Annotated in this window: 27 protein-coding genes; 10 read left to right on the top strand and 17 right to left on the bottom strand. The window is 39.7% G+C overall.

Annotated elements, in window-relative coordinates; translation table 11 throughout:
* Positions 1 to 13: 13 nt before the first annotated feature.
* The gene (locus AYJ08_RS18070) at positions 14 to 373 is read right to left on the bottom strand and encodes a GIY-YIG nuclease family protein (RefSeq protein WP_064018877.1); all 360 of its coding nucleotides are present in this window, start codon (positions 371 to 373) and stop codon (positions 14 to 16) included.
* A gap of 326 nt (positions 374 to 699) precedes the next feature.
* Between AYJ08_RS18070 and AYJ08_RS18075 the strand changes: the two genes are divergently transcribed.
* Positions 700 to 2,331 carry a formate--tetrahydrofolate ligase gene (locus AYJ08_RS18075; RefSeq protein ID WP_064018878.1) on the top strand — a complete coding sequence of 544 codons (1,632 nt, stop codon included), beginning with the start codon at positions 700 to 702 and terminating at the stop codon, positions 2,329 to 2,331.
* Positions 2,332 to 2,438: 107 nt separating this feature from the next.
* On the opposite strand, the gene AYJ08_RS18080 is transcribed toward AYJ08_RS18075, so the two are convergent.
* On the bottom strand, positions 2,439 to 3,038 hold the full coding sequence (locus AYJ08_RS18080; protein ID WP_064018879.1) for a hypothetical protein: 600 nt from the start codon (positions 3,036 to 3,038) through the stop codon (positions 2,439 to 2,441).
* 761 nt (positions 3,039 to 3,799) lie between these two features.
* Positions 3,800 to 4,276: an NTTRR-F1 domain gene (locus AYJ08_RS18085; RefSeq protein WP_064018880.1), complete on the bottom strand. Its 477-nt coding sequence runs from the start codon at positions 4,274 to 4,276 to the stop codon at positions 3,800 to 3,802.
* A gap of 464 nt (positions 4,277 to 4,740) precedes the next feature.
* On the opposite strand from AYJ08_RS18085, the gene AYJ08_RS18090 reads away from it, so the two are divergent.
* On the top strand, positions 4,741 to 5,649 hold the full coding sequence (locus AYJ08_RS18090) for a DMT family transporter (RefSeq protein WP_064018881.1): 909 nt from the start codon (positions 4,741 to 4,743) through the stop codon (positions 5,647 to 5,649).
* 133 nt (positions 5,650 to 5,782) lie between these two features.
* Here the strand turns inward: AYJ08_RS18090 and AYJ08_RS18095 are convergent, their stop codons facing one another.
* The 3 genes from AYJ08_RS18095 to AYJ08_RS18105 form a co-directional block, all read right to left on the bottom strand.
* A complete protein-coding gene (locus tag AYJ08_RS18095) occupies positions 5,783 to 6,487 on the bottom strand; it encodes an aspartate/glutamate racemase family protein (RefSeq protein ID WP_064018882.1) in 705 nt (234 codons plus the stop codon).
* Positions 6,488 to 6,671: 184 nt separating this feature from the next.
* A complete protein-coding gene (locus tag AYJ08_RS18100; RefSeq protein ID WP_064018883.1) occupies positions 6,672 to 8,045 on the bottom strand; it encodes an MDR family MFS transporter in 1,374 nt (457 codons plus the stop codon).
* 210 nt (positions 8,046 to 8,255) lie between these two features.
* Complete coding sequence (locus AYJ08_RS18105; protein ID WP_064018884.1) at positions 8,256 to 8,675, bottom strand: acyl-CoA thioesterase; 420 nt, start codon at positions 8,673 to 8,675, stop codon at positions 8,256 to 8,258.
* Positions 8,676 to 8,828: 153 nt separating this feature from the next.
* On the opposite strand from AYJ08_RS18105, the gene AYJ08_RS18110 reads away from it, so the two are divergent.
* Both AYJ08_RS18110 and AYJ08_RS18115 read left to right on the top strand, forming a co-directional pair.
* Complete coding sequence (locus AYJ08_RS18110; RefSeq protein ID WP_064018885.1) at positions 8,829 to 9,287, top strand: DinB family protein; 459 nt, start codon at positions 8,829 to 8,831, stop codon at positions 9,285 to 9,287.
* A gap of 1 nt (position 9,288) precedes the next feature.
* Positions 9,289 to 9,795, top strand: a complete 507-nt coding sequence (locus tag AYJ08_RS18115) for a GNAT family N-acetyltransferase (RefSeq protein WP_064018886.1) — start codon at positions 9,289 to 9,291, stop codon at positions 9,793 to 9,795.
* Positions 9,796 to 9,942: 147 nt separating this feature from the next.
* On the opposite strand, the gene AYJ08_RS18120 is transcribed toward AYJ08_RS18115, so the two are convergent.
* Together AYJ08_RS18120 and AYJ08_RS18125 are read right to left on the bottom strand one after the other, a co-directional pair.
* The gene (locus AYJ08_RS18120) at positions 9,943 to 10,143 is read right to left on the bottom strand and encodes a hypothetical protein (RefSeq protein WP_003335469.1); all 201 of its coding nucleotides are present in this window, start codon (positions 10,141 to 10,143) and stop codon (positions 9,943 to 9,945) included.
* 443 nt (positions 10,144 to 10,586) lie between these two features.
* Positions 10,587 to 11,507 carry a proline dehydrogenase family protein gene (locus AYJ08_RS18125; RefSeq protein WP_064018887.1) on the bottom strand — a complete coding sequence of 307 codons (921 nt, stop codon included), beginning with the start codon at positions 11,505 to 11,507 and terminating at the stop codon, positions 10,587 to 10,589.
* 261 nt (positions 11,508 to 11,768) lie between these two features.
* On the opposite strand from AYJ08_RS18125, the gene AYJ08_RS18130 reads away from it, so the two are divergent.
* Positions 11,769 to 13,565 (top strand): sigma-54 interaction domain-containing protein, encoded by a 1,797-nt coding sequence (locus tag AYJ08_RS18130; protein ID WP_064018888.1) that lies wholly within the window; start codon positions 11,769 to 11,771, stop codon positions 13,563 to 13,565.
* An 854-nt stretch (positions 13,566 to 14,419) separates the two neighbouring features.
* On the opposite strand, the gene AYJ08_RS18135 is transcribed toward AYJ08_RS18130, so the two are convergent.
* Genes AYJ08_RS18135 through AYJ08_RS18145 form a run of 3 tightly spaced genes read right to left on the bottom strand, consistent with a single transcriptional unit; the run spans position 14,420 to position 16,665 of the window.
* Entirely contained in the window at positions 14,420 to 15,409 is a 990-nt protein-coding gene (locus AYJ08_RS18135; protein WP_064018889.1) for an ABC-2 transporter permease, read from the bottom strand.
* Positions 15,399 to 16,283, bottom strand: a complete 885-nt coding sequence (locus tag AYJ08_RS18140; RefSeq protein WP_064018890.1) for an ATP-binding cassette domain-containing protein — start codon at positions 16,281 to 16,283, stop codon at positions 15,399 to 15,401. Before AYJ08_RS18140 ends, AYJ08_RS18135 begins: the two co-directional genes overlap by 11 nt.
* Positions 16,276 to 16,665 carry a GntR family transcriptional regulator gene (locus AYJ08_RS18145; RefSeq protein ID WP_064018891.1) on the bottom strand — a complete coding sequence of 130 codons (390 nt, stop codon included), beginning with the start codon at positions 16,663 to 16,665 and terminating at the stop codon, positions 16,276 to 16,278. Before AYJ08_RS18145 ends, AYJ08_RS18140 begins: the two co-directional genes overlap by 8 nt.
* A gap of 324 nt (positions 16,666 to 16,989) precedes the next feature.
* Between AYJ08_RS18145 and AYJ08_RS24105 the strand changes: the two genes are divergently transcribed.
* Positions 16,990 to 17,166, top strand: coding sequence for a DUF5325 family protein (locus AYJ08_RS24105; protein WP_197490752.1), 177 nt, complete (start codon positions 16,990 to 16,992; stop codon positions 17,164 to 17,166).
* A 1-nt stretch (position 17,167) separates the two neighbouring features.
* On the opposite strand, the gene AYJ08_RS18150 is transcribed toward AYJ08_RS24105, so the two are convergent.
* Together AYJ08_RS18150 and AYJ08_RS18155 are read right to left on the bottom strand one after the other, a co-directional pair.
* On the bottom strand, positions 17,168 to 18,238 hold the full coding sequence (locus AYJ08_RS18150) for a tetraprenyl-beta-curcumene synthase family protein (RefSeq protein ID WP_064018892.1): 1,071 nt from the start codon (positions 18,236 to 18,238) through the stop codon (positions 17,168 to 17,170).
* Positions 18,239 to 18,406: 168 nt separating this feature from the next.
* Positions 18,407 to 18,994, bottom strand: a complete 588-nt coding sequence (locus tag AYJ08_RS18155; RefSeq protein ID WP_064018893.1) for a TetR/AcrR family transcriptional regulator — start codon at positions 18,992 to 18,994, stop codon at positions 18,407 to 18,409.
* A 245-nt stretch (positions 18,995 to 19,239) separates the two neighbouring features.
* On the opposite strand from AYJ08_RS18155, the gene AYJ08_RS18160 reads away from it, so the two are divergent.
* The gene (locus tag AYJ08_RS18160) at positions 19,240 to 20,460 is read left to right on the top strand and encodes a cytochrome P450 (protein ID WP_064018894.1); all 1,221 of its coding nucleotides are present in this window, start codon (positions 19,240 to 19,242) and stop codon (positions 20,458 to 20,460) included.
* A gap of 69 nt (positions 20,461 to 20,529) precedes the next feature.
* Here AYJ08_RS18160 and AYJ08_RS18165 read toward each other — a convergent pair whose 3' ends face one another.
* Complete coding sequence (locus AYJ08_RS18165) at positions 20,530 to 21,606, bottom strand: CvfB family protein (protein ID WP_064018895.1); 1,077 nt, start codon at positions 21,604 to 21,606, stop codon at positions 20,530 to 20,532.
* A gap of 305 nt (positions 21,607 to 21,911) precedes the next feature.
* Here AYJ08_RS18165 and AYJ08_RS18170 point away from each other — a divergent pair, with 305 nt between their 5' ends.
* Positions 21,912 to 22,694 carry an undecaprenyl-diphosphate phosphatase gene (locus AYJ08_RS18170; protein ID WP_064018896.1) on the top strand — a complete coding sequence of 261 codons (783 nt, stop codon included), beginning with the start codon at positions 21,912 to 21,914 and terminating at the stop codon, positions 22,692 to 22,694.
* A gap of 104 nt (positions 22,695 to 22,798) precedes the next feature.
* Here the strand turns inward: AYJ08_RS18170 and AYJ08_RS18175 are convergent, their stop codons facing one another.
* Positions 22,799 to 23,011, bottom strand: coding sequence for a hypothetical protein (locus AYJ08_RS18175; RefSeq protein WP_064018897.1), 213 nt, complete (start codon positions 23,009 to 23,011; stop codon positions 22,799 to 22,801).
* A gap of 139 nt (positions 23,012 to 23,150) precedes the next feature.
* Positions 23,151 to 23,855, bottom strand: coding sequence for a hypothetical protein (locus AYJ08_RS18180; RefSeq protein ID WP_064018898.1), 705 nt, complete (start codon positions 23,853 to 23,855; stop codon positions 23,151 to 23,153).
* A 227-nt stretch (positions 23,856 to 24,082) separates the two neighbouring features.
* Here AYJ08_RS18180 and AYJ08_RS18185 point away from each other — a divergent pair, with 227 nt between their 5' ends.
* Both AYJ08_RS18185 and AYJ08_RS18190 read left to right on the top strand, forming a co-directional pair.
* Positions 24,083 to 24,928, top strand: coding sequence for an arylamine N-acetyltransferase (locus tag AYJ08_RS18185; protein WP_231929156.1), 846 nt, complete (start codon positions 24,083 to 24,085; stop codon positions 24,926 to 24,928).
* A 137-nt stretch (positions 24,929 to 25,065) separates the two neighbouring features.
* The gene (locus AYJ08_RS18190; protein ID WP_064018899.1) at positions 25,066 to 25,836 is read left to right on the top strand and encodes a cyclase family protein; all 771 of its coding nucleotides are present in this window, start codon (positions 25,066 to 25,068) and stop codon (positions 25,834 to 25,836) included.
* A gap of 196 nt (positions 25,837 to 26,032) precedes the next feature.
* On the opposite strand, the gene AYJ08_RS18195 is transcribed toward AYJ08_RS18190, so the two are convergent.
* Positions 26,033 to 26,908 (bottom strand): Ig-like domain-containing protein, encoded by an 876-nt coding sequence (locus AYJ08_RS18195; protein ID WP_064018900.1) that lies wholly within the window; start codon positions 26,906 to 26,908, stop codon positions 26,033 to 26,035.
* Positions 26,909 to 26,974: the final 66 nt, after the last annotated feature.

Raw genomic sequence — 26,974 nt, forward strand, 5'->3', positions numbered from 1 at the left:
TACACTTCAGCTCCTATTGTGCTGCGCTATGATAACCCGCTTCCCCATAAGGTTGTAGCTTGACTAACCACTTTTCGTACATCTTGTTTAATTCATCAGCAGGATCAAAATATCCCTCTGTCTTTTCCTTTAGCTCCTCCAAAACCTCAAAAATAAAAGCTTCCTCTCCATATTCATTCCAGTCCTGCTGTAGTTGCTTATTTGGATGAGTACCTGTTTTTAATTGAAAGAGCCGACCGTTCATCATCTTTAAATTAGGCGTACTTCCTACGAATATTTTTTGATTGCGGATGTTTTTAATTTGATATACCCCTCCCACTGGCTTGGTTTCTTTGTATTGACGTTTCAATTCCGATTTTCTGCTTGTAGACATCGTAATTTTCCTTTCTGTGTAAGATATGACTGTCGGAAATGTTCTCACCTAAAATCAAACATGTTTTTCATTTGTTTATATAATAATAGACATTAACTGTTTTTGTCTACAACTAAATGTGATTATTGATTTATGTTACCCATTCTTTTTTTCATTCGTCCCCTTTTTCATCAGCTTACTGTTGTCATAGCAAGTTAACCGTCTAATTGCGGAGAAAAACACTTTGCTTCTCCCTCTATTGGTAAATTTCGTTTTCTCCTTACCTACATAGGAGCTATAATGGGGTGGATGGACAGAATATCACCTAATGGAACAGGAGGTAGCAAATGAAGCCGATTGTAGAAGTTGCAAATCACGTAGGTATTACTGAGGATGATCTGGAGCTGTATGGGAAATACAAGGCTAAGCTGTCATTAGATGCATGGGAAAAACGAAAGGATCAAGCAGATGGAAAATTAGTGTTAGTGACTGCCATGAACCCTACGCCTGCTGGTGAAGGTAAAACACTGACAACTATTGGACTCTCTCAGGCACTAAATCATATTGGTAAAAAAACAATAGCCGCCTTACGCGAGCCTTCACTAGGTCCATGCATGGGGATGAAAGGCGGAGCTACAGGCAGTGGCAATGCTCAAATACTACCCGCAGAAGAAATCAACCTACATTTTACAGGCGATATTCATGCCATTACAGCAGCGCATAATTTATTATCTGCCCTTATTGATAATCACCTTTTTCAACATAATTCGCTGCGACTTAATCCAAGCAAAATCGTCTGGAAACGAGCACTCGATATGAACGATCGTTCACTTCGACATATTGTAGTTGGATTAGGCGATACGAATGGCATAGTTCGTGAAGACGGCTTCATGATCACTACAGCATCTGAGATCATGGCCATCCTTTGTTTAAGCGAAAGTTTGGAAGATTTAAAAGAACGTCTGGGTCAGATCATTATCGGTTATGACATGGATGATAAGCCAGTAACAGCTAAGCAATTAGAGGCTATCGATGCTATGACTGTTCTTTTAAAAGAAGCAATCAAGCCTAACTTCGTACAAACCACTGAAGGAACTCCTGTCATTGTGCATGGTGGGCCTTTTGCCAATATCGCTCACGGCTGCAGCAGTGTAATTGGTACCAAACTTGCTCTAAAGCTAGCCGATTATGTAGTAACGGAAGCTGGATTTGGCGCTGATCTTGGTGCTGAAAAATTCTTTGATATCAAATGCAGGAAAGCTGGCCTCACACCTCAGGCTGCTGTACTGGTCATTACTGTAAAAGCAATTAAATATAACGGAGGTGTAACAAAAGACGAGCTGCAAAAAGCCAACCTTCCTGCTTTGGAAGCCGGTTTTGCTAACGTGCAACGTCACATCGAGAACTTACAAAAATTTGGTGTGCCTGTGGTAGCAGCGATTAATCATTTTGCAACAGATTTTCCTGAAGAGGTCGCTTTTGTCAATGAGAAATGTCAGGATCTCGGCATTGAAGTGGCAGTCTCAAATGTGTGGGCAGATGGTGGTGCTGGCGGTGTGGAGCTTGCTGAGAAGCTAGTTAGTGTGCTGGAGGAAGCTCCTTCTCACTATAAGCCACTGTACGACTTAAACAAACCCATAACAGATAAAATCAAAACGATTGTGACAGAAATCTATCGTGGCTCTGATGTTTCCTTCTCACCAGCAGCCATGAAAACGTTAGGTAAAATTGAAGAGTTAGGGTTGTCAGACTTGCCTATTTGCATGGCTAAAACACCTTATTCCTTCTCAGATCAAGCCAGCTTATTAGGAGCTCCTGCGGATTTCGTAGTGAATGTCAGTGAAATTCGTCTCTCGGCCGGGGCCGGATTTATCGTGGTTCTTACGGGAAATGTGTTGACCATGCCAGGACTGCCAAAAGTACCTGCTGCTCAGCATATTCGCTTAGATAAGAATGGACAAGTAACAGGACTAATGTAGGTAAGCACTCCCCCTTAACGTAGACGATAAGAATAGCTTATCTAGTTACGCAAAGGGGGATTTTCCTATAAAAAAATCAAGAGCAGCCTGAACTGATATTGATGCTATTACTTTCCAAAAATATCTTGTAGCTTCGACTTTGCTGCTACAAATTTTTGCGAATGGACCACATCGGTGTCCCCCTCCTGCTGATCTTGATGAGTCATAATGATATCCAAAACATAAGAGTATATGGCAAGCTCATCAGCGGTTAAATTATTGATACCGTATCTACCTATATAATCAAGAATAAATTGGGATTCTTCAGAGTTTGTGCCGGTATTGTAGCTGATCTTTCTATCGAGCATATTGTAAATCGCTATTGATTCATCCCAAAATAACCGACCTACACTAGCTGGCTTACTTGTACCATTTGCGGGTATGGTAAAATTAACTACAGCAATTGTAGCTCCTCCCATCACTCCTAAAATGAGAAGGAAAATAAGACACCCCATCACTGGCGAAATTTTAAGCCGTTTTCCACAATGCGGGCAAATCTCAGCCTTTACTGCAATCTGCTTTTGGCAAACCTTACAGCTAGTAAGTAGCTGTTTCTCTGCCGCCTTATGTAATTGATTTTGTCTAACAATCAAAAAAACAAGTAAGCCAATTAGTACAATAAAAACGGTTATAAATCCCATAATTACAGCAATAGACAAGCATAGCACTCCATTCGCAATAAGATGTCAAGATTGGCAAACAGTACTTTTCTCTCTTGTTAGCTGGCTGAAGCTGTTAGCCTCGGGATAAAAATATCGTGTTCCTGCTCTCGTTTCTTTTTTACTAGATAGGAATACAATCCAAGTTTATTAAAACCAATTATACATTTATTCTATATTTTCACAAAAATATGTATAAACAAGAAAATTATATCATGTCAGGTTAGGAGTTTCACTATTGCTTGTTATAATTCATCATAAGAACTTCAGTAATAGGTCCAATTAAATCTCTACTTCTATTCTTTGAATGGTTCGCACAGCATAGTAAAGCATTGTTTATATGTAGGTCAATATGCTTTTCTTCATCTAATTGAATCGGCTGTTTACCTATCGATCAGTTCCAAACAGCTACTACAACATGTTATGGATATGCAAACAGCCAGATCAGTTTGAAATCGGCGATGATATCATCTCATAGATAAAAACAAAAGGGTGTTCTCGACTTAATAGCTTCTAAAAGGACTATATAAAATTGAAGCGGCCACTTTACAATGTGACCGCTAGAGCTGGGTATACTTTCAAAAAACCCGGAAATCTATTAAGCTTCCAGTATCGCCTGTTACTCCCGTTGCTCCTACACCAGTTTGTAATAATACGATGCCATCAACTACTATATCTGCAGTTGATACAGAAGGAATCTTATTAATAATAACCGATGCTTCAGTGCCGTTGCAGGTACAACGGAAGTTGTTTCGTAGCTAGTAGTCCAGTTAAGATGTTTGTAATAATGCGATGTCATCAACTACTATATCTGCAGTTGCTGGAGAAGGAACATTATTAATAATAACCACTGCCTCAATCGCCGTTGGAGGTACAATTGAAGTTGTTTCGTAAATAGTAGTCCAATTTTTATTATTCGTGTTATCAGGAAGATGATCAATCGGAATTGTAGTACTCAATCCGGTACTAACAGGGAGAGCAACTACATTTAAATAAACTATTGTAATATCTACCTGAGGGCTTGGCAACTCCCCTATTTTTGCGATTGATAGAAAAAATTCAAAACTCTCTTCGGGTACTACAGATACTAATTGAGTCAAAAGACTACTAGTCGTACCTCCAAGTAATTGTGCAGAAAAAGTACCTGTGTGACTGTGCAGGTTAGTAATGGATACATTTGAAGAACCCCATGGGGTAAGGGTTCCCGTTTCAAAATCCCCATTTACAATTCTGTTGGTAAAAGACACATAAATCACCACTTTCATAATAAGTATTAATGGTGTTATTTCATTATATGGTGACTTTCCATTTTTGAAAGGGCATGTACCATCAGATAAAAACACATATTTTGAATAGAATAGATTGTTACTATTTGACGACACACAAAAATTATGTAATAAGTTATAAAGAATCAAATTTGTGTCGCAAAAATAATAACGCAAACTTGATTCTTACCTGCGTATTTAAAAGCAAGAAGGAAAAGGGTGAATAATTACAGAATTCCACATTATTAAAGGAAGACTTTTGGATCTTTTGGAATGAAACTAAAATGGGTTGATCTTTCTTTACTATCAACATCACTCTTAGTATCGCCATTAGTTGGTTCTAGCGTTTCAGCAAACCCTTGGTGATAAGTATAGAATCCTCTCAAAATGTATCTCTAAAAGAGAATGTAACAATCTGATCATGTTAGGAGTAGGAGATTACGCAGATGAAACCGATGTATGTCGCTCTATTACTTTTTACAAGCTTTCTCTGGAGTGGCAATTTTGTAGTGGGTAAATTTTTGGTAAACCATGCATCCTCCATGACCTTAACCAATTTACGCTATATGATTGCCGTTATTGTATTAATTCCTGTAGTCTACCTAGCGGAAAAACGCCTCCTACCACCTCGCAGGGCAATCTTACCGCTCATCCTGATGGGAGCTACTGGCGTGGTCTTATTTAATTTATTTATGTTCTGGGCCCTAGAGCGTACTGCTGCAACAAATGTCGGCTTACTCTCTACACTTAATCCCATCTCAATTGCTATCTTTTCTTTTCTTTTATTGCGTGAGAAAATGAAGGCTTTACAGATAGGCTCAATGATTCTGTGTTTTACAGGGGTCCTACTGGTGCTATCTAAGGGAGATTGGCACGCCCTGTTGTCACTTCGCTTTAATTCTGGAGACCTTTTGATGCTAGCCGCTGTAGCTACCTGGGGGCTCTATTCCGTAGCGGGGAGATGGGCTATGCGTGATGTTTCTGCACTAATGTCCACTTTGTATTCTGGATTCTTTGGGGTCTTGATGCTGTTGCCCTTCAATTTCAGCAGCTTTACAATCACTAATCTTAATGCTGAATTTATTTGGGGCACATTGTATATCAGTGTATTTGCGACTGTTATTAGCATGGTGCTTTGGAACATGGGGGTTAAGCAGCTTGGCGGGACCGCGGCAGGGATGTTTCTTAACTTTAATCCCATTTTTACGGCGGTATTAGCCTTATTGCTGCTAGGTGAGCAGATGACCTGGACTCAAGTATACGGGAGTTTAATTGTCATTCTCGGATGTTTTTCCTTCACACGCTTTCAAAATATTTCCTTACCCTTAAAAAAGCTTACCAAATCTGAAAGGTAATTCACAAGATTGTATAGATCGCTGTCAGTAATCACATATTTCTGCAAAAAAAGAACTGCCCTTTCTTAACAAAAGGAAGGCCTTTTTTTTTTAACCTTGTCACTCACGATTAGCGTTATCGCTGGTGAAGAAACTATTCATTATTCACCTGTGACAACGCAAAATCAACTGCTTTTTCCGCGTGTATCCGCGTGGTATCAAATAATGGAACAGCCGCATCCTCTGAAGCCACTAACAAGGTAATTTCCGTACAACCAAGGATAATCCCCTCTGCTCCCTCTTTCACTAAGGAATCCATAATTTCCCGATATGCTTGACGTGATGTGCTAGTAATGATCCCTTTGCAAAGCTCGTCAAAAATCACCTGATGAACAATATCTCGCTCTTTCTCCTCTGGTACAATAATCTCGATGCCGTGGTCTTTCATCTTTTCAATAAAAAAGTCCTGCTCCATCGTAAACTTCGTACCCAGCAATCCTATTTTCCGCAGCTTTTGTTCCCGAATCTTTTCTGCTGTGGCATCTGCGATATGTAAAAAGGGAATGGTAGTGTGGGCGGAAATTTGTTTGGCAATTTTATGCATGGTATTGGTACAAACTAGCAAACATTCTGCCCCAGCCTTCTCGAGATGCTGTGCCGCTTGACCTAATATAGCCGCAGCATCGTCCCAACGGCCTTCTTTTTGACACTGAACAATCTCTTCAAAATTAACAGAGTATACAACACATTTGGCGGATGCAAGAGCTCCGACTCGTTGATTCACCATCTCATTGATGTGCTTATAGTATTCAGTAGTAGATTCCCAGCTCATACCGCCTAACAGACCGATTGTTTTCATGCTGTATCCTCCTTCTTTCCTGTTTTTGATAGATTTTGACAAGTTTATCATGATGTCCTGAGGCTGACAAGATAATGATGACAGCACCCAAGCACGATCAGTACCAAAACAAGCCTGTTTACATAGAAAAAAGCAAGATCATGAAAGGCAGGGATCGCCCTTTTATTGATCTTGCTTTTTTAAATTAGTGCTCTTCTTCTACTTGCTCTGCTTTTTTCGGCAGTAGAATCGTTACAAACATCCCAATAATCGCTGTTACAAATAAAGCATGGAAAACCTTGACTAAACCAGTTTCCATATGTCCTTGTAATAAATACATATTAAATACAGCACCAAACATAGTAATCCCTACAGTTTGTCCCATCGTTCTCATGAATTGTACGGAACTGGTCGCGACACCACGCTGGCGCCAGACGACACTACTTTGTACTGCAATTGTGATCGCAGTCATTGTCAGCCCAAAGCCCAGTCCCAGAATAAACATTAAGAAGCCAATATAGAACACTGATGTTGCTGGCGTAAGGAATGATAGAAGAAGTTGACCAATCAAAAAGAAAACTCCACCAATTGCCACCAGCCATTTATATCCCAAGCGACTGTAATAACGTCCACCTACAGAAGCTGCTAATGGCCAGCCAAGAGATAATGGCAGAACGACAATCCCCGCAAGCGTTGCTGATAAGCCGACAATATTGATAAGCCAGTTCGGCATATAAACGGATACACCAATTAATAAAGCTCCATGTAAAACGGAAATAACCTGCGAAGTTGCAATTAAACGACGCTTAAATAAGGATAATGGAAGCATCGGTTCTGGTGTGCGTCTTTCAATAGCAATAAAGATGCAAAATAGAACAAGGCTGACGATTAGTAAGGATATCGTTGTAGCATTAAAAGTAATCCCTTGTCCCTCACCCTCTGCTAAGAGTGTGTACAGGAACGAAACTAAACTGCCAGTGAAGAATAACGCTCCCCAATAATCGATATGAACCGTTTTAGGAGTAAGTTCTTCCTTGAAATATTTTGAAATCATAAAGATGCTAACAAGTCCAATTGGAATATTAATATAAAAAATCCATTCCCAAGCCACATAATCTACGAAAAAACCCCCAATTACAGGCCCTACGATTGCCGCTACTCCCCATACCGCACTAAATAGTCCCATCAATTTAGCACGTTCTTCCTGTGTGAACAAATCGCCAATAATTGTCATAGTGATCGGTTGAACAGCTCCCGCTCCCAAGCCCTGAATACCTCGGTATAGCATGAGCTGGGTCATAGAGCTAGACAAGCCGCATAAAAATGAACCTGTTAAAAAAACAGTCGTACCAAATAAGAAGATTTTTTTTCGTCCAAACAAATCAGCTAGCTTTCCATAAATAGGTGTCGTAACAGCCGTTGTTAACAAATAGATGGAAAATACCCAGGAAATGAGGGTTGTTTGTCCCAAATCATTTGCGATGGCAGGCATTGCCGTTGTTACTACAGTCGTATCAATGGCTGTTAAAAATGTCGTTACCATCAAAGCGGTCAGGATGCTTCTTTTAGAACGTACCATATTCGTACTCCTTTTTCTTCCTAACGTAATTGCCATTTTCTATACATAATAGTTGATTATGTTTCATAAAAAGACAATTGTCAATCGTTTCTTTCTAGCTTCATCCCCTCCTTTGTTTTCATATGAAAAGAAATAACCCCCCGATAGCGGAGGGTAGACAGCACACAAATATTATTCCCCAAAAGGAATCAAATTTGTAGCAGCAACTACTTAGGGTATCAATTCTTCTTTTTGTATAGAAAGAAATAACTCCTTTAACTCATTAGGCAATTCAACCGCACGCCGTTTTGTCTGATCAATCATCACCATTGTAACAAGGCCATCTGCGACCAAACCCTTCTTCTCATGATGCAGTTCGTGCTTGATGACAAAGCTCCGTTTGCCTACGTTAACCAAGGTAGTGTGAATCGCAATCTCATCACCCATGACAAGCTCACTTCGATAATTGACATTCATATTCACAACTACCGGGAAAATATGCCGTCTCTGTAGCTCCTCTATAGTATATCCCTCAGCGATTAACCAGTCAAAGCGAGCCCATTCCATATATTCCAAATATTTGGCGTTGTTCACATGACCAATAAAATCAACTTCTGTAGAACGAACCGTAAAAGCAAAGGTATGTGCCATGTCTGTAGCCTCCTTATTTTCCCTTTTTTTGATTATATACGATTCTTGTAGAGCTTGAACATTTTTCTTTTTTTCTTGCGTGAAATTTCAAAAATTATCTCATATAATAAATGACAAGGCTATGTATCCATACGTTAAGGAAGGGTGTGTCCCATGATTGTTCAAGAATTAGCACCACAATACCATGCTGCTCATCAAAAGCGTTATCTAGCTTTATTGCAGGGAATCAGTGAGGAACAGCTATCGTGGAAACTTCCTCCTGCCACTAATTCGATCGGGTTTCTTATCAGGCACATCGCTGAGGTAGAGTACGCTTTTTCTCAGATGTTTTTTAACCAAACACCTGCTAAGGAAGAAAGCACCTTTACCTTAGGCAAGGTTACAGACACAGGAGTCTGGGTTAATCTAAACGATTTGATGGATTACACTGAACGTGCTAGCCAATTCCTCTTACAATCAATGGAATTATTACCGGAAGAAAGCTGGGATCAACCAGTCGAATCTCGTATTGGTGTCATGACCCCGCGTGATGCCTTTGGTCTATTACTTTATCATAAAGGATATCACGCTGGTCAAATTGGCTGGATTAAAAAATACGGAGCGCAAGCCTAATATGAGTCTATCCTTTTATCAGGATCAATTGCTGATCAATTCATTAGAGCAACAGGAACTGCCTCGTGCCGTTGAAATATATAACAGCAATCCGAACTATAATATACTTACAAACGGAGAACCTACATTAACTCTCGCTGAACTAAGCCGAGAATATGAGGACGCGAACCAATATCCAACCGGTCATTGGCTAGCTATTCGGCATGAAGATAAAATCATTGGTATCTCGCATATTCTGTTGGAGAATCCAAACGACCAAAAACCTTGGATTGGATTATTACTGATAGATTCCAGCTATCAAGGCAAGGGTTACGGGAAAAAAGCATATCTAATGCTAGAAGAGTATTTTCGTTCATTGGATAAAAAGACCGTACATATCGGTGTCATTGCCTCCAATCAACGCGCATTAGATTTTTGGGGAAAATTAGGTTTCGAACAGTATCGGCAGGTGACTGCTTCAGTAGGGAAGCTAACGCAGCCGGTCTTATGCATGGCAAAATTTCTATAACAAAATGAAAAACCGACTTATCCTGTTTGAGGAGAGGCCGGTTTTTCATCTATGATTCATTTTCTAACAAAGGGTATGCACATAGCCTGCACATCCTATGCTGAAATAGAAATAGAAAGGATGCAACCTAAGCATCCTTCTTTTTATTTATTTACGAAGTTTGATTACCGTTTCACGTAATTGTTCCGTATCAATCGGTAATACTTCCACTTCATCTAAATTTTTCACTTTGTTAATTAATTCATTTACAGACTGATCCGGGATGTCACGTCCTCTAATTTGACGTAGAAAATCAAGTTGAGAAAAGGTTCTCCATAATACGAACAAGCGTTGACCAGTAAGCTCCATTTCGTTTCTCTCCCCACAACTAGAATAATTATAATTATACTACATTTATACCCCATTTTTCCTGCTTTAAGAAACTTCAATTTTCTTATAAAAAATTGGTTTATGTATCTTCTGATCATTTTACCTCAGAAGCTTATGAATCATGTTAACATAGTGATTCAGCCATCGTGAACAACCAATCTTATTATATCGCACTCCTCCAGGATTTGTTAATAGCTCCCGATAATCCATCAAAAGATGTGATATAAGCATAGCAGAATTGATAACTGACTTCAGGTGCCATCTAATGGAAGATATGTATCTGCAGCATTCAACACGCGAAGATAAAACAAGCCAAGCTTCCATGCATAGACACCGGTTAAATTGTACCCGCTTTCATCTCTATGCATTAAACTTGGCTTTTACATCATATTACAACCCTATAGTTATCATGTCTTGCGTAATTAACGACTAAATAGACCCTTGATTACAAATGCTACATTGGCTGGACGCTCCGCCAAACGACGCATGAAATATCCATACCAATCATTACCATACGGAACGTACACACGCATTTTATAGCCCTCTTTTGCTAAATCTAGCTGGGACTGTGGACGGATACCATACAGCATTTGAAATTCAAATTGATCCCGCGAAAAACCCATCTCCTTTTCTAATTGCTTCACATAGGCAATAATGGCATCATCATGTGTTGCAATCGCTGCATAATTACCGTTTTGGAGATGCTGCTTAATAATTTTCTTGTAATTCTCATCAACGTCTACTTTTGCTGGATACGCTACCTCTGGTGATTCCTTGTAAGCACCCTTTACCAAACGCAGGTTAACTTTTTTATCTTTCACAGTCTCCACATCATTCTCTGATTTATAGAGATATGCTTGAATAACAGTGCCAACATTATCATAATCCTGTAATAGTTCATGCAGGATTTCCAAGGTCACTTGATTATGAGCATAGTCCTCCATATCAATGCGCACAAAAATATTCCCACATTGCTTGGCTGTATCTAAAATTCGGCGCATGTTGCTTACACATAGGTCACGGCTAATGTCCAAGCCCAACTGTGTCATTTTAAGCGAAAGATTACAGTCCACTTTAGATTCATAAATGGCTTCTATCGTTTTCATGCAATAATCAGCCGATTCATTGGCCTCTTCTACGCTAAACACAAACTCTCCAAGATGATCTAGCGTGCAAACCAGCCCTTTTTGATTTAATTCACGGACACCACGAATGGCTTCTGCGATTGTTTCTCCCGCCACTACTCGTTTGGCGCCAAAACGAAGCCCCCATTTCTTTGCCGCTTTATTTAATCCCTGATTTTTAGAAAGGAATAAGAAAAAGTTCTTTAAGATTTGTTCCATCATTACATCCCCCTCAAGCTGCTTTACCTGTACATTTACTTTCTGATTTATATACCAAGCAAGCATCGTGCCAATCGAGCGAATTCGGGAAAAATCTCATAAAATCGTCAATTTCTAACCTTTCTGGTGTCCCGTCGTATGAAAACACATAGTATTTCGACATTTATGTACACTTTTGTTCAAAATCATGTACACTAATGATTAAAGAGTGTCCTTTTTGTGAAAGTATCAATCATAATATTAAACAGCACAGGTGATCCCATGAAATCCTTCTTCTCGTTACAAATGAAGGTAACAGCTTGTATGTTACCGCTTTCTTTCTCTGAGGATGTGACAAGTCAATCTAATGCTTCTGGGGATGTCATGCATTCTTACTTGCCTGAATATTTCGCCATTCCTAGTTCACATACGCTATGGCAGGCCTTTTTATGTGCATCTGGCTTTCTTTCGCAATCAACAGCTCCAGCTTTCCACTCAAAGCTACTTGTGTTGGATTCCGCAGACAGCAAGCCGATTGGCTACCTGCCCTTTAGGCAATTATTTGAGATCATTGGCACTGTCGCTAGCAATCAAGAAGCTCTCCTTCATACTTTATTGTCGACTATGAGCGAGGCGACCACCATTGTAGACTCTTTTAATCAAGTTGTTTATTGGAATCCAGCAGCAGAAAAGATGTATCAAATCAAAAAAGAAAATGTTGTGGGCACTTCGTTGGATAACCATTTTGCTAGCGAGTCTATTCGATTAAAGATTGCATTATCAGAGGGATCGGCTGTCCAAAGGCTCTACCATATTCCGCGTCCTAATCAACACGTTTTGATTAACTCAGCCCCAATCATTCAATCATCAGAGATTATTGGAGCCATCTCCATTGAGCAGGACATTACTGAATTAGTCAAACTGCATGAGGAATTAACTAATACAACAGAGCATTTACACAATTTGCAGCAGGAAATGACTCGCTACCAAGCTCCCACTGATCCATTTTTCCCTATCAAGGGACATTCGCCTGCTTTACAAACAGCTATGCAGACAGCCCGAAAGGTCGCCGTAACCGATGCTACCGTCCTTATATATGGAGAAAGCGGAGTGGGTAAGGAACTATTTGCTCAGGCTATTCATCAGGTAAGTAAACGCAGTAAAAAATCTTTTGTAGCCATTAACTGCGCAGCCATTCCTGCCGCCTTATTTGAAAGCGAGCTTTTTGGCTATCAGGGGGGAGCTTTTACGGGAGCCGAGCGAAAAGGGAAGCCTGGCAAGATTGAGCTGGCTCATGAAGGTACGCTTTTTTTAGACGAGATTGGAGAACTACCGCTAGAATTGCAAGCGAAATTATTACGTGCCCTACAGGAGCGACAATTCTATCGTGTCGGTGGAACAGAACCGATTTATGTGAATACACGAATCATTGCGGCAACAAACAAAAATTTAGAAAAAATGGTGGCAGAGGGACGTTTTCGTGAGGATTTATATTATCGATTAAATGTTTTTTCTCTAGAGCTTCCATCGTTGCGGGAACGTTCAGAGGATATTTTAGAATTGGTTCCGATTTTTCTGCATGAATATTCTCTTGCTAATAATCAAGCAGTGCCCCGCATTATGCCAGATGTGATGCAAGCACTCCTTGACTATCATTGGCCCGGAAACATTCGTCAGCTCCGCAACATCATTGAGCGTTTATCGATTTTACAAGAAAATGGAGTCATTACTTGGGATCATCTTCCTGCCGCATTAAAGAACGCTCATGAACGTAATTCGGATCATCCGGCCAAATCCAGCAGCTCATCACCTACAGAGCTGTCTTCAGCCTATATAGCAGCCACTGTATCTCCTTCTGCCAGCAGCCAGACTACCTCTGAGATATATGGCTTACACAGCGAATATGTACCAGCTCGGTTGGAAAAGGGGAGCGATATGGAAAAAACAAAAATATTACAGGCATTAGAACGCACATATGGAAATAAAAAAGCGGCCGCGGAGCTACTAGGAATGTCACGCGGTACGCTTTATAACAAAATGAGAAGGTATGGACTTGTAGAGGAATCAATCAAACAATAACATCACACTTACGCTAAGACACATTTATGTCTCGTTTCATACTTTGCCTGTTTTGTGGCAACAGGTGACGTTGTAGGCTCGCAGCATCTATCCTTGAAAAGGGCTAGCATGCTGCCACCAAGTAAAAGCGAGGCTTGGCACCAACGCTACCAAGCCTCCTTCTAAAAGCAATTGTCCAAACGACGCTACTTATCGACTGTACTATTCTCATACGCCCCTTGGTGCTTCATTCATAGACGAATCATTAGACATTACCGATCAAAGTCAAAGTACCGGCTCCTCCACTCAAGCAAGAAAGGGTCATAAAGCCCAGAACTACTCCCGCTCCTCATACTCCCTAGGCACATAAAAGCCGCCTATTTAACCTGACACTCAATCCGATTTGACAGTATAAAAATGACCTCTCCGGGGAATCGTTTTGATTTCAAAATAACTAAGTATACTTCCCCCGCCTTTTCTACGTTGAAAAATATGATCATGTACCGTTCAATCTACAACGCCCTGCTTGAGGCCAAGCATAATCTAGTAATTGTTCGTACGAAAAGCTTTGATTCTGGTTGTAAAATAAAAATTTGCAGAAGAGTACATTCTTTTGGTAAAAATGAAATAGAGCCTGACAATATCTCTTACGTAAAAGCATCATCATGGAACAGCAAGCGAATTTCTCCTGATAGACAGCATGCTTCATAAATAATTTATAATCTCTACTTTGCCGTTCTCTTCTTGTAAGCGAAAAAAAATTGCTTACAACAAACCCCTAGTTACCAATTGTAAAAAATAACCTTGATGCAAAGCCAAATAATGGTACTCCCCCATCTAGCATGTGGCAACAAGGCTATCCTTTTACATGTGAGCTACATACGAATCCGAGCATTTCGCAAAAAGTAAGACCCGATGGCTGCTAAAATCCCTAGAGAAATAAAACCGGCGTAATACGTGAATAAATCTTTTTCAATTACAGTTGAAGCAAAAAGACCACCAAGCAAGGCAAAGCACAGAATAGCCCCCCCGTAAAAAACAGGCTCTAACGCTGGAAACATAATAACCTTGCCATTATTCTCCAATCGATTGCGCTGATATAAGAAAATACCGATTCCTAATGTAACAAGCAAATGCAAAATTGGAATCAAAAAAGGTGACGATAGCTTTCCAAACATGTTTATTACTACTACTGGACTTGTTAACAAAATAAGATTGACAGGAAATAAATCAAAATTTAATTGGATGCTAAAATTCATTTGTAAAAACCCGTTAATTAAGAAGGCAATTCCAACAGGAAAGATACAAAAGATTAGGGACAGCATGGCTTGAACCATTGTTCCCCCCGCTAAGGTTCCAATCATCAGTACGAAGCTATAAAAAGCGATTAAACCTAATGATGATTGAAGTAAAGGATAAAGATGCTCCTTTAAAATGAAAAACTCATGAAATGGAGAAACCAAAATAACGATCATATCAATCAAAGTATTCAATACTAAACTAATAACAATCGCTGATACCCCTAGCATCCATTTGGTCAAATAAATATCTCTGCGTGAAAAAGGCATAGAGAAAGTAAAATCGTTTACTAGGCTTCTTCTCTCCGATCCCATCAATGTCAAAGCAATCAACAACAGTAATGGTAAGCTAGCAAGTAGATAATTTGAATTATTAGTAGCAAGGTAGAATAACTCTGCTCCTTCTTTTTTAACTCGAGCTACGTTCATAATAACCTGGTTTTCAGTTAGAAATAAGGTATTCTGCATACGGGTGAAGCCCATACATATGAAGGTGATAAATGGTAACAACCATATCATTGATTTACTCTGTTTCCATTCCTTTAGCCATAATGCTTTATGAAACATAATCGTCACCACCTAGCTTGGTAATAAATAAATCTTCTAAATCAACTGGTAATTTTTCTAATAAAAGTGGTTGTTCCTCTTGTAATCGGGCTAATGCTGAGCCAGTTGGATCCTCCAGTAATAAGGTATGTACACGCCCTACCTGCTGAAGAAGATATACCTGCGGAAGGTCAAGCAATGTCTGTGGAGCTTCTCCTTTAAAAACCACCTGAAACTTCTTAAATCTCTCTTCAGTATCTGTTTGCGAAGTGGTCGCTTCAACACTTCCTTTTTTGATCATGATAATCATGTCAGCTATTCTTTCTAGCTCTTCAAGTTGGTGCGAAGAAATGATAAAGCTGACTTCACGTTGGGCAACTTCTTCAACAATCATGCCTAGTACCTGTTTTTTGACTATCGGATCAATTCCATTTGTCGGTTCATCTAGTATAATCAGGGATACCTTTGAGGAGAACGCTAGGATAAGTGATGCCAGAGCTTTCATTCCTTTAGAGAATTGACGGATTTTTTTTCGTCTTGGAAGCTTAAAGCGCTCCATCAGCGTTACATAGTGAGCATAATCAAAGTTAGGGTACATAGCTTTGTACAGCTTAGCGCATTCATCAGGTGTATAAAAATGCAACGCTTCTGGAGAATCTGGAACAAAAAGCATGTCTTTTTTACACTCTGGGTGCTGGTGTATGGAGCGACCATCTAGCTCTACACTCCCCCCATCCGTATCCAAAATTCCCATGATCGTACGCAACAAGGTTGTTTTTCCCGACCCATTGCGTCCCACAAGACCTACAATCACACCCCTAGGTATCTCAAAGCTAATGTTATGTAATATCTCTTCCTCATCAATTACTTTATTTACATTATATAAACTAAGCATTTGAATCACCTCGTAATTCTAACATGTACTTCTCAACCCACTCTTGTACTTGCTGTGTGCTAATCCCTAGGTAAGTTGCTTCAATAACGATTTGTTTTAAGGATTCCTGGAATTTATCCAAACGCTCTGTTTCCATCCGAGGAACCTGCTGCTTGGCGACGAAAGTTCCTTTTCCACGCAATGTCTCGATTATTCCTTGTCTCTCCAATTCCTGATATGCCTTACTCACTGTATTTGGATTAACAACAATCATGCCGGACAGCTCTCGTACCGATGGCAATTTTTCTCCCTCCTGTAATATTCCTTTTAGAATCAACTCTTTTATCTGCTGAATGATCTGTTCATAAATGGGCGAAGGACTTCGTTCATTAATCAGGATCATGATAATCAACCACCTCTTACCGTTCGGTGTGTACTATATCATGTAGTACACTTAATACACTACTTCTTTTTGTGATTGGTGTCAATACATTTCACAACTACAGCCCAAAAGCACAATCAAATAGTGCAGTCAAATAGTGCACCTCTTATTTTATTGCATGCAAAAAAAGCCCTTACCAACCTAATAAGATTGGCAAAGGCTTATGAAGACAGGTTGTGTCTGGAAAATACTACTGTTAACGACACTTCCAAATTCAGAAAATGTAAAACAAACCGAAAAAATAAGGTATAATAGGAACACCGTCAACAAAGGAGGTATTCCCTAATGAATCAATATAAATTGGTGACTTTTTGCCTTGCAATGTTAGTTGCTTTCTGCTTGGTAGGAGTAGGTGTCTTTATTGGACTGAAAAGCGCACTTGGTATCATTGGCTGCTTGGTATTGGCAACCTGTTTGATGGGGTTCGGATTTTCTTATAAAAAGAAACATCTTCGTCCATAAATTATGTTTCCTTCCGGCGAATAAATAGGCTGTTTACGTAAAATAAAAAAGAAGTAAAACTGCTTGCCTTTTTTAATAAACGCTTGGAAATCGTATAAATTTGCGGCTGTTGCCGATTCACTTTCTGATCAGCCAAATAAAAGGCAAGCAGCCCGTCAACGATCATGCGGTGAAACGCAGGATGAGGCAATTGATCAATGCTTTGTTTGGCTCGTTCAATAAAGTATTGCAGCCGCTCATACGCTTCTTCATCAGATTGGTAATAGCCGACAAAGTTTAAATCCCCACCTTCTCGATCCTCTTCTAAATCAATCAGGTAATCTAGCAAAATATGTACGCCGCCTATCCAAGGAAAATAGGCATGATGTAATGCTTCCATTTCCTTAGGATCAACCGCAGGCTCTGTTGCCAAGCAAAACAATGCAAAAATACCAACGGTCGAGCCAGTCGCCGCAGCAAACTCTTGCCATTCTATCTCTGGATAGCTTTCCTTATACTGATCCCACCATGTTAATAAGGCTTCTTCCCGCTTCTCTAAAGCGATATGTTTATATACCTGCAAATCGCTATACAGCGTAGATAAATTCACAATATGCTGCTGAACATCTTTATAGGAAGGTAGCTTTTGGATCATCTCTTGACATCGCAAAACTAATGCATTCAAAAAGCCGCCGTCATCCTTTTCCTCACGAAATTCATAGTAATCCCTTAGCGGTGCATCAGGTGTTAATGCATCCTGCATGGAGTAATGTAGCTGACGAAAATCAATTGGATCAAGTGACGTACTACGATCACACAAATTATCTAGATAATCACTGATAGTCTGATAAGCTACGATTAGCTTGACCAATGTTTCTTTATAAGCCATAACCTGAGAAGCATAAACAGAACCACCTTGACAATGAAATTTCTTGGAATCCATGCTGGCTATGGCTTGTTTTCGAAGCTCCCTATCTGGGATTTCTTTCGCTCGTTCATACCAATAAGCGAACTCTTGCTCAAGCAAGGGCAAAATATAGCGATAGACACGATAAAGTAACTGCCAAGGCTTATGAATCGGTTTCGCTTGCAAGCTAAAGTTCCTCCTTTGGTTTTTTGCTATAAAACATCTTACCATATCTCTGGAGGAAAAATCTGCTTTATCCCCGTGTGTAACCAATTTGATATATCTTTACTACGAGGCTTCCTAAGATTTTACAGCCTCCAATCCATAGGCATCTTGGCTATCCATCATTCGTATTTACTTACATATAGATGAAATTGTCTTCTTCATGTACTTGTGCATCACCTCAACTAGTGGATACTTTCCATTATGGATGCACCAATCAAAAATAATCCCCCTCGATAGCATAATTAAATATTCAAGTATTTCTTCCTCTTTTAAATCCGTCGTTAATTCTTGTCTAGCTCGCCCCTGACTGATAATTTCCTGAAGCTTTGTCCAAGTAGAAGAAGGTTTCAAAGTAAACAGTCGATTATTTCCATGATAAAGCTGCTTATTAATGTGCAATCCCAGCTCAGATGTATGCTTGGCTAATTGAACAAAAAAATGTAAGAGCCGATCTTTTGTTGGCTCTTGGTTTTCGTCAGCTTGTATATCAAGAGCAAAGCGTTTATCGATTTCCTGAAATAAGCAAAGATAAATCTCTTCCTTGGAACTAAAGTAGTAATAAAATGTTCCCACTGATACACTTGCTTTCTTACTAATTTCCTCGATAGAGATACTTTCATAATCTTTTTCTTTTATCAAGTCCAAAGCTACATGATAAATAGTGCGTTTTGTTTCTATGGCTTTTTCTTGTCGCTTGGTTAATTTTCTTTCCGGCATCGTATTTATTCTCCTAATTAACATATACGTATTGGAAGAGGACATATACTCCGCTTTGAAAAAGGTGTGCCACTTCCTAGAGAATATTGTATCAATTTTTTCCAGTAGACAGCACACAATCTCTTAAAGTAAAAAATTTACATTTTATCCTTCTTGATTTATACTTACTTTATAAACTGAATGATATTCAGTGAATGATATTCAGTTTAATTATTTTCGACATCTTTAAAGGAGGAAAGATTATCATGAATGACATGAAACAATCTTTTATCATGATTCCTAGCAATTATTTTAGAGATGAAGAAGTTCAACTAGATCCTTATCATCCTTTTTTGTGGTATGAAAAAATGCGGCACCAATCCCCTGTTTACTATAATGAAAAAGCAGACACGTGGAACGTCTTTCTCTATCACGATGTCAAACATGTAATGGAAGACAAACAAAATTTTTCTAGCGTTTTGCCCCCAAAAAGAGCATCTCCATTTAATCGAAGTGTGATTGGCATGGATCAGCCTATGCACACAGATATTCGTTCTATTGTTATGCATTCTTTTACCCCGAAAATGATGAAAGCGTGGGCCCCACGTATTGAAGAAATCACGAAGCAGCTTCTGGAAAATGTCCATGATCAACAAGAATTTGATCTAGTGCGAGATTTCTCTTACCCGCTACCTGTCATTGTAATTGCAGAGATGCTGGGGGTTCCTTCATCAGAAATGTCGAAGTTTAAGGAATGGTCAGATATTGTGGTAAGTTCCCCAGATACCGATGATCCAGATCATTTGACACAATTCCTATCGGTTCGTACAAAAGCTGATCAGGAGTTAACAAGCTTTTTTACAGAAATTGTTGAACATAAACGAAAAAGCCCTCATCCAGAAACCGATATTATCTCTATTCTTATTCAGGCAGAAAGCGAAGAAAGCAAAATTTCCATTGATGAACTTGTCGCTTTTTGTAAATTGTTATTGGTAGCAGGAAATGAGACAACAACAAACTTTATTTCTAATACAATGTATAGTCTATTGGAGAGTCCCGGAGCTTATAGACAAATTCAGCAGGATTTATCCCTGATTCCCCAAGCTTTAGAGGAATCATTACGCTACCGTTCTCCAGCGCAGCGAGTCGTCAGAAGAGTAAAGGAGGATGTACAAATTGGGCCCCATACGCTTAAAAAAGATCAGATTATAATTGCTTGGATAGGGTCAGCTAACCGGGATGAGACAGTATTCGAGCATGCTTCTACATTTGATATCAGTCGAAGGGTAAATCCTCATCTTGCCTTTGGACAGGGCATTCATTTTTGCTTAGGTGCGCCTTTAGCAAGATTAGAAGCAAAAATTTCTTTGACAGAATTATTTAAAAATAACAAGCGTATTTCATTTCACAAGAACAATCGGCCGGTGCCTATTGCAAATAGCACTACCATATACGGTTTAAAAAGCTTTCCTGTTAGCGTTGACTAATCGCTCTATTTGTAGCTACCCAAGCCTTTCAAACATGCTAAAACCCTCCACAGGGAGGGTTTTACTTGTTTATGATTCTATATTCTCTTCTAGCTCTCTTTGGTGATTCATATAAACTTCCTTTTTCAGATGCGTCCAGCCATCAACTTGCTCAACCAGGCCTTCTTTCATGAGTTTGCCCATAGCACGTTTAAAAGAAGCCTTGCTCATGTTAAAGCGATCCTTAATCTCTTCTGGTGTGGATTTATCTGTGTATGGCATCGCTCCACGTTCCTTTAGCACACCTAAAAGGATCTGAGCATCAATTCCATAGCGTACTTCTTTACGTTCCTGCATGGACCCGTTCAAGCGGCCATCTTCACGTACATAGCTGACCCGAGCTCTTACCCTTTGTCCCATACGTAAGGATTCTGTCATTTCATCCTCATGAATAAATAAAATATGCTTATCGTCAGTAAATACGAATACACCTTCCATAAACACCCGGTAGACAATACCTTCTACCCATTTATTCTTCATTTCGCTAGTTGCATTCCGAGAGAGGTCCCAAATGACATTTTCAGCGGCTGGCTCTCCTAAAAGACGACCGTGCTTGTCACGCTTTAAGGTCACCAATAGTTTATCCCCAACCTGTGGCCACTCTTCCCATTCCTTAGGCAGATCATCTTTAAATACTAACAAGTCTTTTTGAATTCCATTATGTAAGAAAACACCTACGCGTGTGGAGACATCCACAACATCTAACCATTTATACTCGCCTTCTCTGACCAGAGGCATCTGCATCGTTGCTGCCAAGCGATTCTCATGGTCGTGATACAAAAAGACTTTTACTGTATCGCCTACCTCAAGCTGATCTGTCGCTTCATTTTGATGCAATAAAATTTCTACGTCGCCATCTGTTAAGAAATAGCCATACTCTTCCACTCTAGAAACAGGCAAAGAAACAATCATCCCTGCCTTGTATCTCGTAGATTGAGCTGGCATCGTCTTTTCAGAAAAGCCGGCTTTTCTGCTATCTCCTCTGTATCCGGCACGAGGTGAGCTAAAGCGGCCGCCTTGCTGTCTGCCGCTGCCTCCGCCGCTTCTGACACCGCGTCCTCCTCTTCCCTGTCCGTCTCTATTACCAAACTGTCGTTTATCTCTCATTTCGTCACTTCCTACTCTATGTCACGCTCAATATATTCCGTAAGGTTATCCCTTCGTCCCCTCATTATACACAATCTGTTGGTGCGTTCCACGTGAGACTTCACCGCTTGTACGGATTTTGTAAAAAATAAATACAAAATGTAGCTTTTTCGCTCCTTGAAGCTGTATAACAAAGAACAGCTTTCCTTACATCATTTACAATAAACATCTTTCTAAACTTTTATCCATAAAAACAGCAAGTCCGACTACTTATCTGCATACACTTGTCTTATCGAATAGGAATCATGCTAAGAGGTGAGAAGAGCATGCTAGCATATATAGAATCGATTTTTCTTGGTATCATTCAAGGCTTTACTGAATTTTTACCTATATCAAGTACAGGGCATCTTGTCTTGTTTGGCAAATTGTTCGGACTGCGTGAAGCTGGTCTGCTATTTGATACATTACTGCATCTAGGTACATTGTTTGCCGTTGTCATTGTCTTTTGGGATGAACTTCTCTATGTGATTCGCAATCCATTCAGCAAATTAACTCGACTGTTGATCGTAGGTACCATTCCAACTGGCATTATTGGTCTGACTTTCAAGGATTATTTCGAGGAGATTTCACAGACGGGGCAAACCATCGGGGTAGAGTTCCTTGCTACAGGGCTAATTCTATGGGCCGTGGAATCCATGCGCAAGGGGACACGAGCTTTTGAACAAATTAATTACATAGATGCCTTATTCATTGGTGCTTTACAAGGAGCCGCTATTTTACCTGCTATTTCTCGTTCTGGCCTCACAATTGCTGGTGCATTGCTAAGAGGAATCGATCGTAATGATGCCGCGCGTTTTTCCTTTTTGCTATCTCTTCCCGCTATCTTAGGAGCATGCGTTTTACAGGCAAAGGATTTGGCTGAGTTGTCTGTGCTACCAAACGGTATTATTCCTATGCTAGTTGGAGCTATCTTTGCAGGTATAACAGGATATATCGCTATTCGTTGGATGATTAAACTGATCAGTACTGGGTCACTGAAGGTCTTTGCCTATTATGTATTCGCTTTAGGCGCTTGCATAATTGTATTACAATGGTTCGGAAAATGGTAACGTTCTTTTGTTGTCTAGCAGACAAAAAGCGTACAGGAGCTTACTCTTCTGTACGCTTTTTTCTGCTGTAGGTGCAAGCTTTTTCGTTCGTAAAGAGACTAGCCCTACCGGTTTCCTTCTCGTTGTTTCTCATGATAACGCTGGGCAACCATTTTCATTACCATGAACAAAACAGCATATACAGATGCTGCTAATAACGAGGTAGCAAACCACGTCGGAGTCCCCAAGCTAAGATACATGACGATATGAGCAATAAACAAGCCCACAATCCACGCTAATAAGTTAGCTCTCTGAAAAAAGTTCATTAGTGAACGCATATGACTCCTCCATCCTAGTGTTCCTAGGATTGGTATTGCCCAACTAATTAGCAAATATTCGTTGAAAAACCTCCATGCAGCAATAAATGCGCTGTTGCAAGCTAGCTAGCTTACCACCATACGGCAAAGATACCCTAGGCTATCCTTTAGGAATTTCAATTCGAACAAAGCTCTTTATTTTTCCTTCTCCGTCTATCCCAATCTGTATAGCATCATCTACCGCAGGCGAGCTTTTGGCATTTATAGGCTGGTAGGTAATTACTCTGATGCCCTGTAAGATATTATTTGGTTCAGCAGTAGCTTGGCTAACGGATAGCTCATAAGGTAAATGAGATGCTATCTGATACTCACTAGCTTCTCTGCCCAGCATACTCTCAAGAAAAACCTGAGCTTGTTTTGCTGCTTCCCATTCGTTTATCAACAGAGGGGCAGGCTGATTTTTTTCACTTATAGATAGCGCTCGCAATAAGCGCCCATTTTTACCGTTGATTGTAAGAAATAGCTTTTCATCAATTCCTTTTGTCAATTGAACATCCCAATATTCCCGACTTTCTTCTCGGCGAAATGTTCCTTTAACAATCTGATACTGGCTCCATGGCTCATAACTATTTATCAGATGCTCAATTCTCTCGTGCCATTCTTTAGGCCAAGCCTTCTGAGGATCCTGCTGCTTCAATGGTCTGACTATTGTTCTCTCTCCACTTTTTCCCGTATTGTTAGGAAATGATAACACTGGCTTTATCATTACGGCTTGTGCCCAGCCTGAGATAGGAATCAGCAAGGCCATCAGACAAGTGCCGTATAGCATTCCTATCATCTTCCGTCTCGATCCCTTTCGTTTCATACATACTTCCTCCTTCGCTATGCCTAGGATGAAATTGCTTTATTAGACAGCTTTCAAAATCATTTGTTACAATAAAGTAATAAATTGGATAACCTTTAGGCCTAATGCTTTGCAAGCTATCCAGATAAATTCCTTGCTCATTTTTATCTAAATATTTACAATTAAAATACTATTTGACACCTATCAGAAAATACTTTATTGATTTTAAAATGAAGGGGGTAATCGCTATGAAATTACCAACGTGGGCTGAGTCTTATTTGCATAAAATACATCTGAAACAAGAAAAGCCTTCCTACCAATTTCTCCAAAAAATTTGTCGTAACCACCTATCAACAATACCTTTTGAAAATATTAGTAAGCTGATTTACTATCGAGAATATAGCCAAAACAACTTCTACATTCCCCCGCTAGATATTGTTACTCTGCACCTCTATACCATGCAATTTGGTGGAACATGCTACGTGCTTAATTCAACGTTGCAGCAGCTTTTATTAGAGCTTGGATTCTCAGCAAAATTACTTCCTGTTGGCAAAACACATATTGCTATTCTGGTTGATCATCCTGAGGAACCAGGCATACCTTTATATGTAGATTGTGCTTCTGCTGCTCCTTTTTTTACACCCGTTGATTTCACACGCAACCCGGACAATTGCAGTGAATACGCTGATATTGCCGTTCGTTTAGTTGCAGATACAAAAAATCCCGGACGCTATATCTACAACCGGTACGTTAAAAATCAATTAATCGAGCAGGACTGGACGTTTGACCCAACTGTCACAAAAAACCTGATCTACTTTAATAATACGGTGGCAAAATCATTTGATCTAGATAGAAAATTTATGTCTCTATTATTCATTCAATTATTCCAGCTAGATCAACATCGGAAGTTAACGATTCACAATAATGAATTTAGTATTGTAGATGAAAGTGGGAATGAACAGCTTATACCTCTGTCTAATACGGAAGAGATAGAAGAGGTCTTACAAGAGGAATTCATGCTCCCCAGATTACCTGTAAGAGAAGCTGTCGAGGTTCTTGCTGAATTAGGAATTAACATCTTTGAAAAAAGATAGAAAGGCAACAAAATAATCTGGTTTAAACATAATTCACCATGTCGTCATTGTCAAATGGAGGAAAAATTAGTAGGATCATTTTCCACACATGTGCTTGCAGAAAAACATTTGAATATCTGTGACCAGAGGAGGATTTTATGGCTAAACCACAATTTATTGATTTAAGCGTTACCCTAAGTCCTACCATAAAAGAGCCCTTACCGGCAAAAATTGATTATTCCTCCCATGAGGAAGGTGCCATTCAGGCAGCGCATATTTTAGGTCTTACCCCTGGAGACTTTCCAGAGAAAAAAGCTTGGGCAACGGAGACAGTGACCGCAAATACTCATTCAGGAACACATGTTGACGCCCCTTGGCATTACTGGCCGACTTCAGAAGGTAAACCTTCCAAAACCATTGATGAGTTACCACTAGAATGGTTTTTTGCAGACGGTGTTGTATTTGATTTTAGTGACAAGGAATCCGGTTATGAAATTACGACAAGTGACCTGATTCAAAAGCTAAAGGAAATGGATTATCAGCTAAAACCATATGATATTGTGTTAATTCGTTCCGATGCTGATAAAAAAATTATGGATGACAACTATGCTTACATTCATGTTGGCGTATCTGCAGAAGCAACTTGCTGGCTTATCGAGCAAGGAATCAAGGTCATGGGTACTGACGGCTGGGGCTGGGACATCCCCCTTACTATTCAAGCAGCGAATTACAAGCAAAAGCCACGGGAAGGACTTCTCTGGGCAGCTCATTACGTTGGAAGAGATAAAGAATATTGCCAAATCGAAAAGCTGGCTAACCTAGATAAAATCCCGACACCTTATGGCTTCAAAATCAGTTGTTTTCCCATTAAAATCAACAAAGCAAGTGGAGCTTGGACAAGGCCTGTAGCGATTATTGAAACCCCGTAGATACGACAAAAGCCCAAAGGATATGAAGGTAGCCATTCCATAAAATTTGACTACTCAATCACAAATAGCCTTAGTCCTATTTGCTGGACTGAGGTTTATTTATTGCCCATGAAAAATCCCCTTTACCGCTTACCGTTATGCTACTCACACAGGTAATGTAAAGGGGATTCTTTTTTACTTTATCGAGATGCTCTTCTTAGTAAACATTCACTGTAATGTTTACGTTCTTGTTACCGAATTTCACCTTAACAATTGCTTTACCGGCCTTGCGCGGAATAATTTTTCCGTTTTTAACTGTCACGATATCCGTATTATTGCTTGTCCATGTTGCTTTAGAGGTAACATCCTCGTTTGATCCTGCTTTGTAGATAGCAGTAGCTTTTATCTCAAAATCATCATCGTCTTTGAACAGGTGTAGCTGCTGTGTCGTAACCACTAATTTATTCATTTGGTCGACTTGTACGCTTACAGTTGCCTTTTTGTTACCAAAGCTTGCTGTTACAGTAGCTGAACCCGCTTCTTTTGGTTTAATTAATCCTTTATCAACAGTAACTGCATTACCTTTTACCTGCCAAGTTACTTTATCTGTAACATTTTCCTTGGAGGAATCCGTATAAACAGCTGTCACAGAAACTTTTTTCGAATCATTTCGAAGCAAATCCACTTTTTTCGAGCTTACTTCCAATGTTTTTAGCTTTTTAGATACCGTTACAGACGTGGTAATTGATTTGCCCATATAGCTGGCTGTAATTACCGCTGTTCCCGCTCCTACAGCTTTTACTCTACCGTTAGTAACCGTTGCTACCGAGCTGTTTGACGTACTCCATGCTGCCTTGGAAGTGACAGAAGCAGTTTTTTTGTCTGTATATTGCGCACTTAAAGTAAGTGATTTAGTGTTCCCGGCTTCAAGCGCCAAAGTATTGGCTGAAATCTTCAAAGAAGACAGAACCTTCTCGGCAGGCTTGGTTGCAGACTTAGTAGCGGCTTCCAAAACGGAAGTAGTCGGCATGCCAAAAGCCATACAAATAGCTAAACCCAATCCAAATATCTTATAAAACCTATTCTTTCTCATTCGTTCACCCATCCTCTAATTATCTTTAACGTAAATGAAATTGATATCTCTTATAATTATATCGGC

The organism is Brevibacillus sp. SKDU10 (genome assembly GCF_001645205.1).
GTDB classification, from domain to species: Bacteria; Bacillota; Bacilli; order Brevibacillales; family Brevibacillaceae; genus Brevibacillus_B; species Brevibacillus_B halotolerans.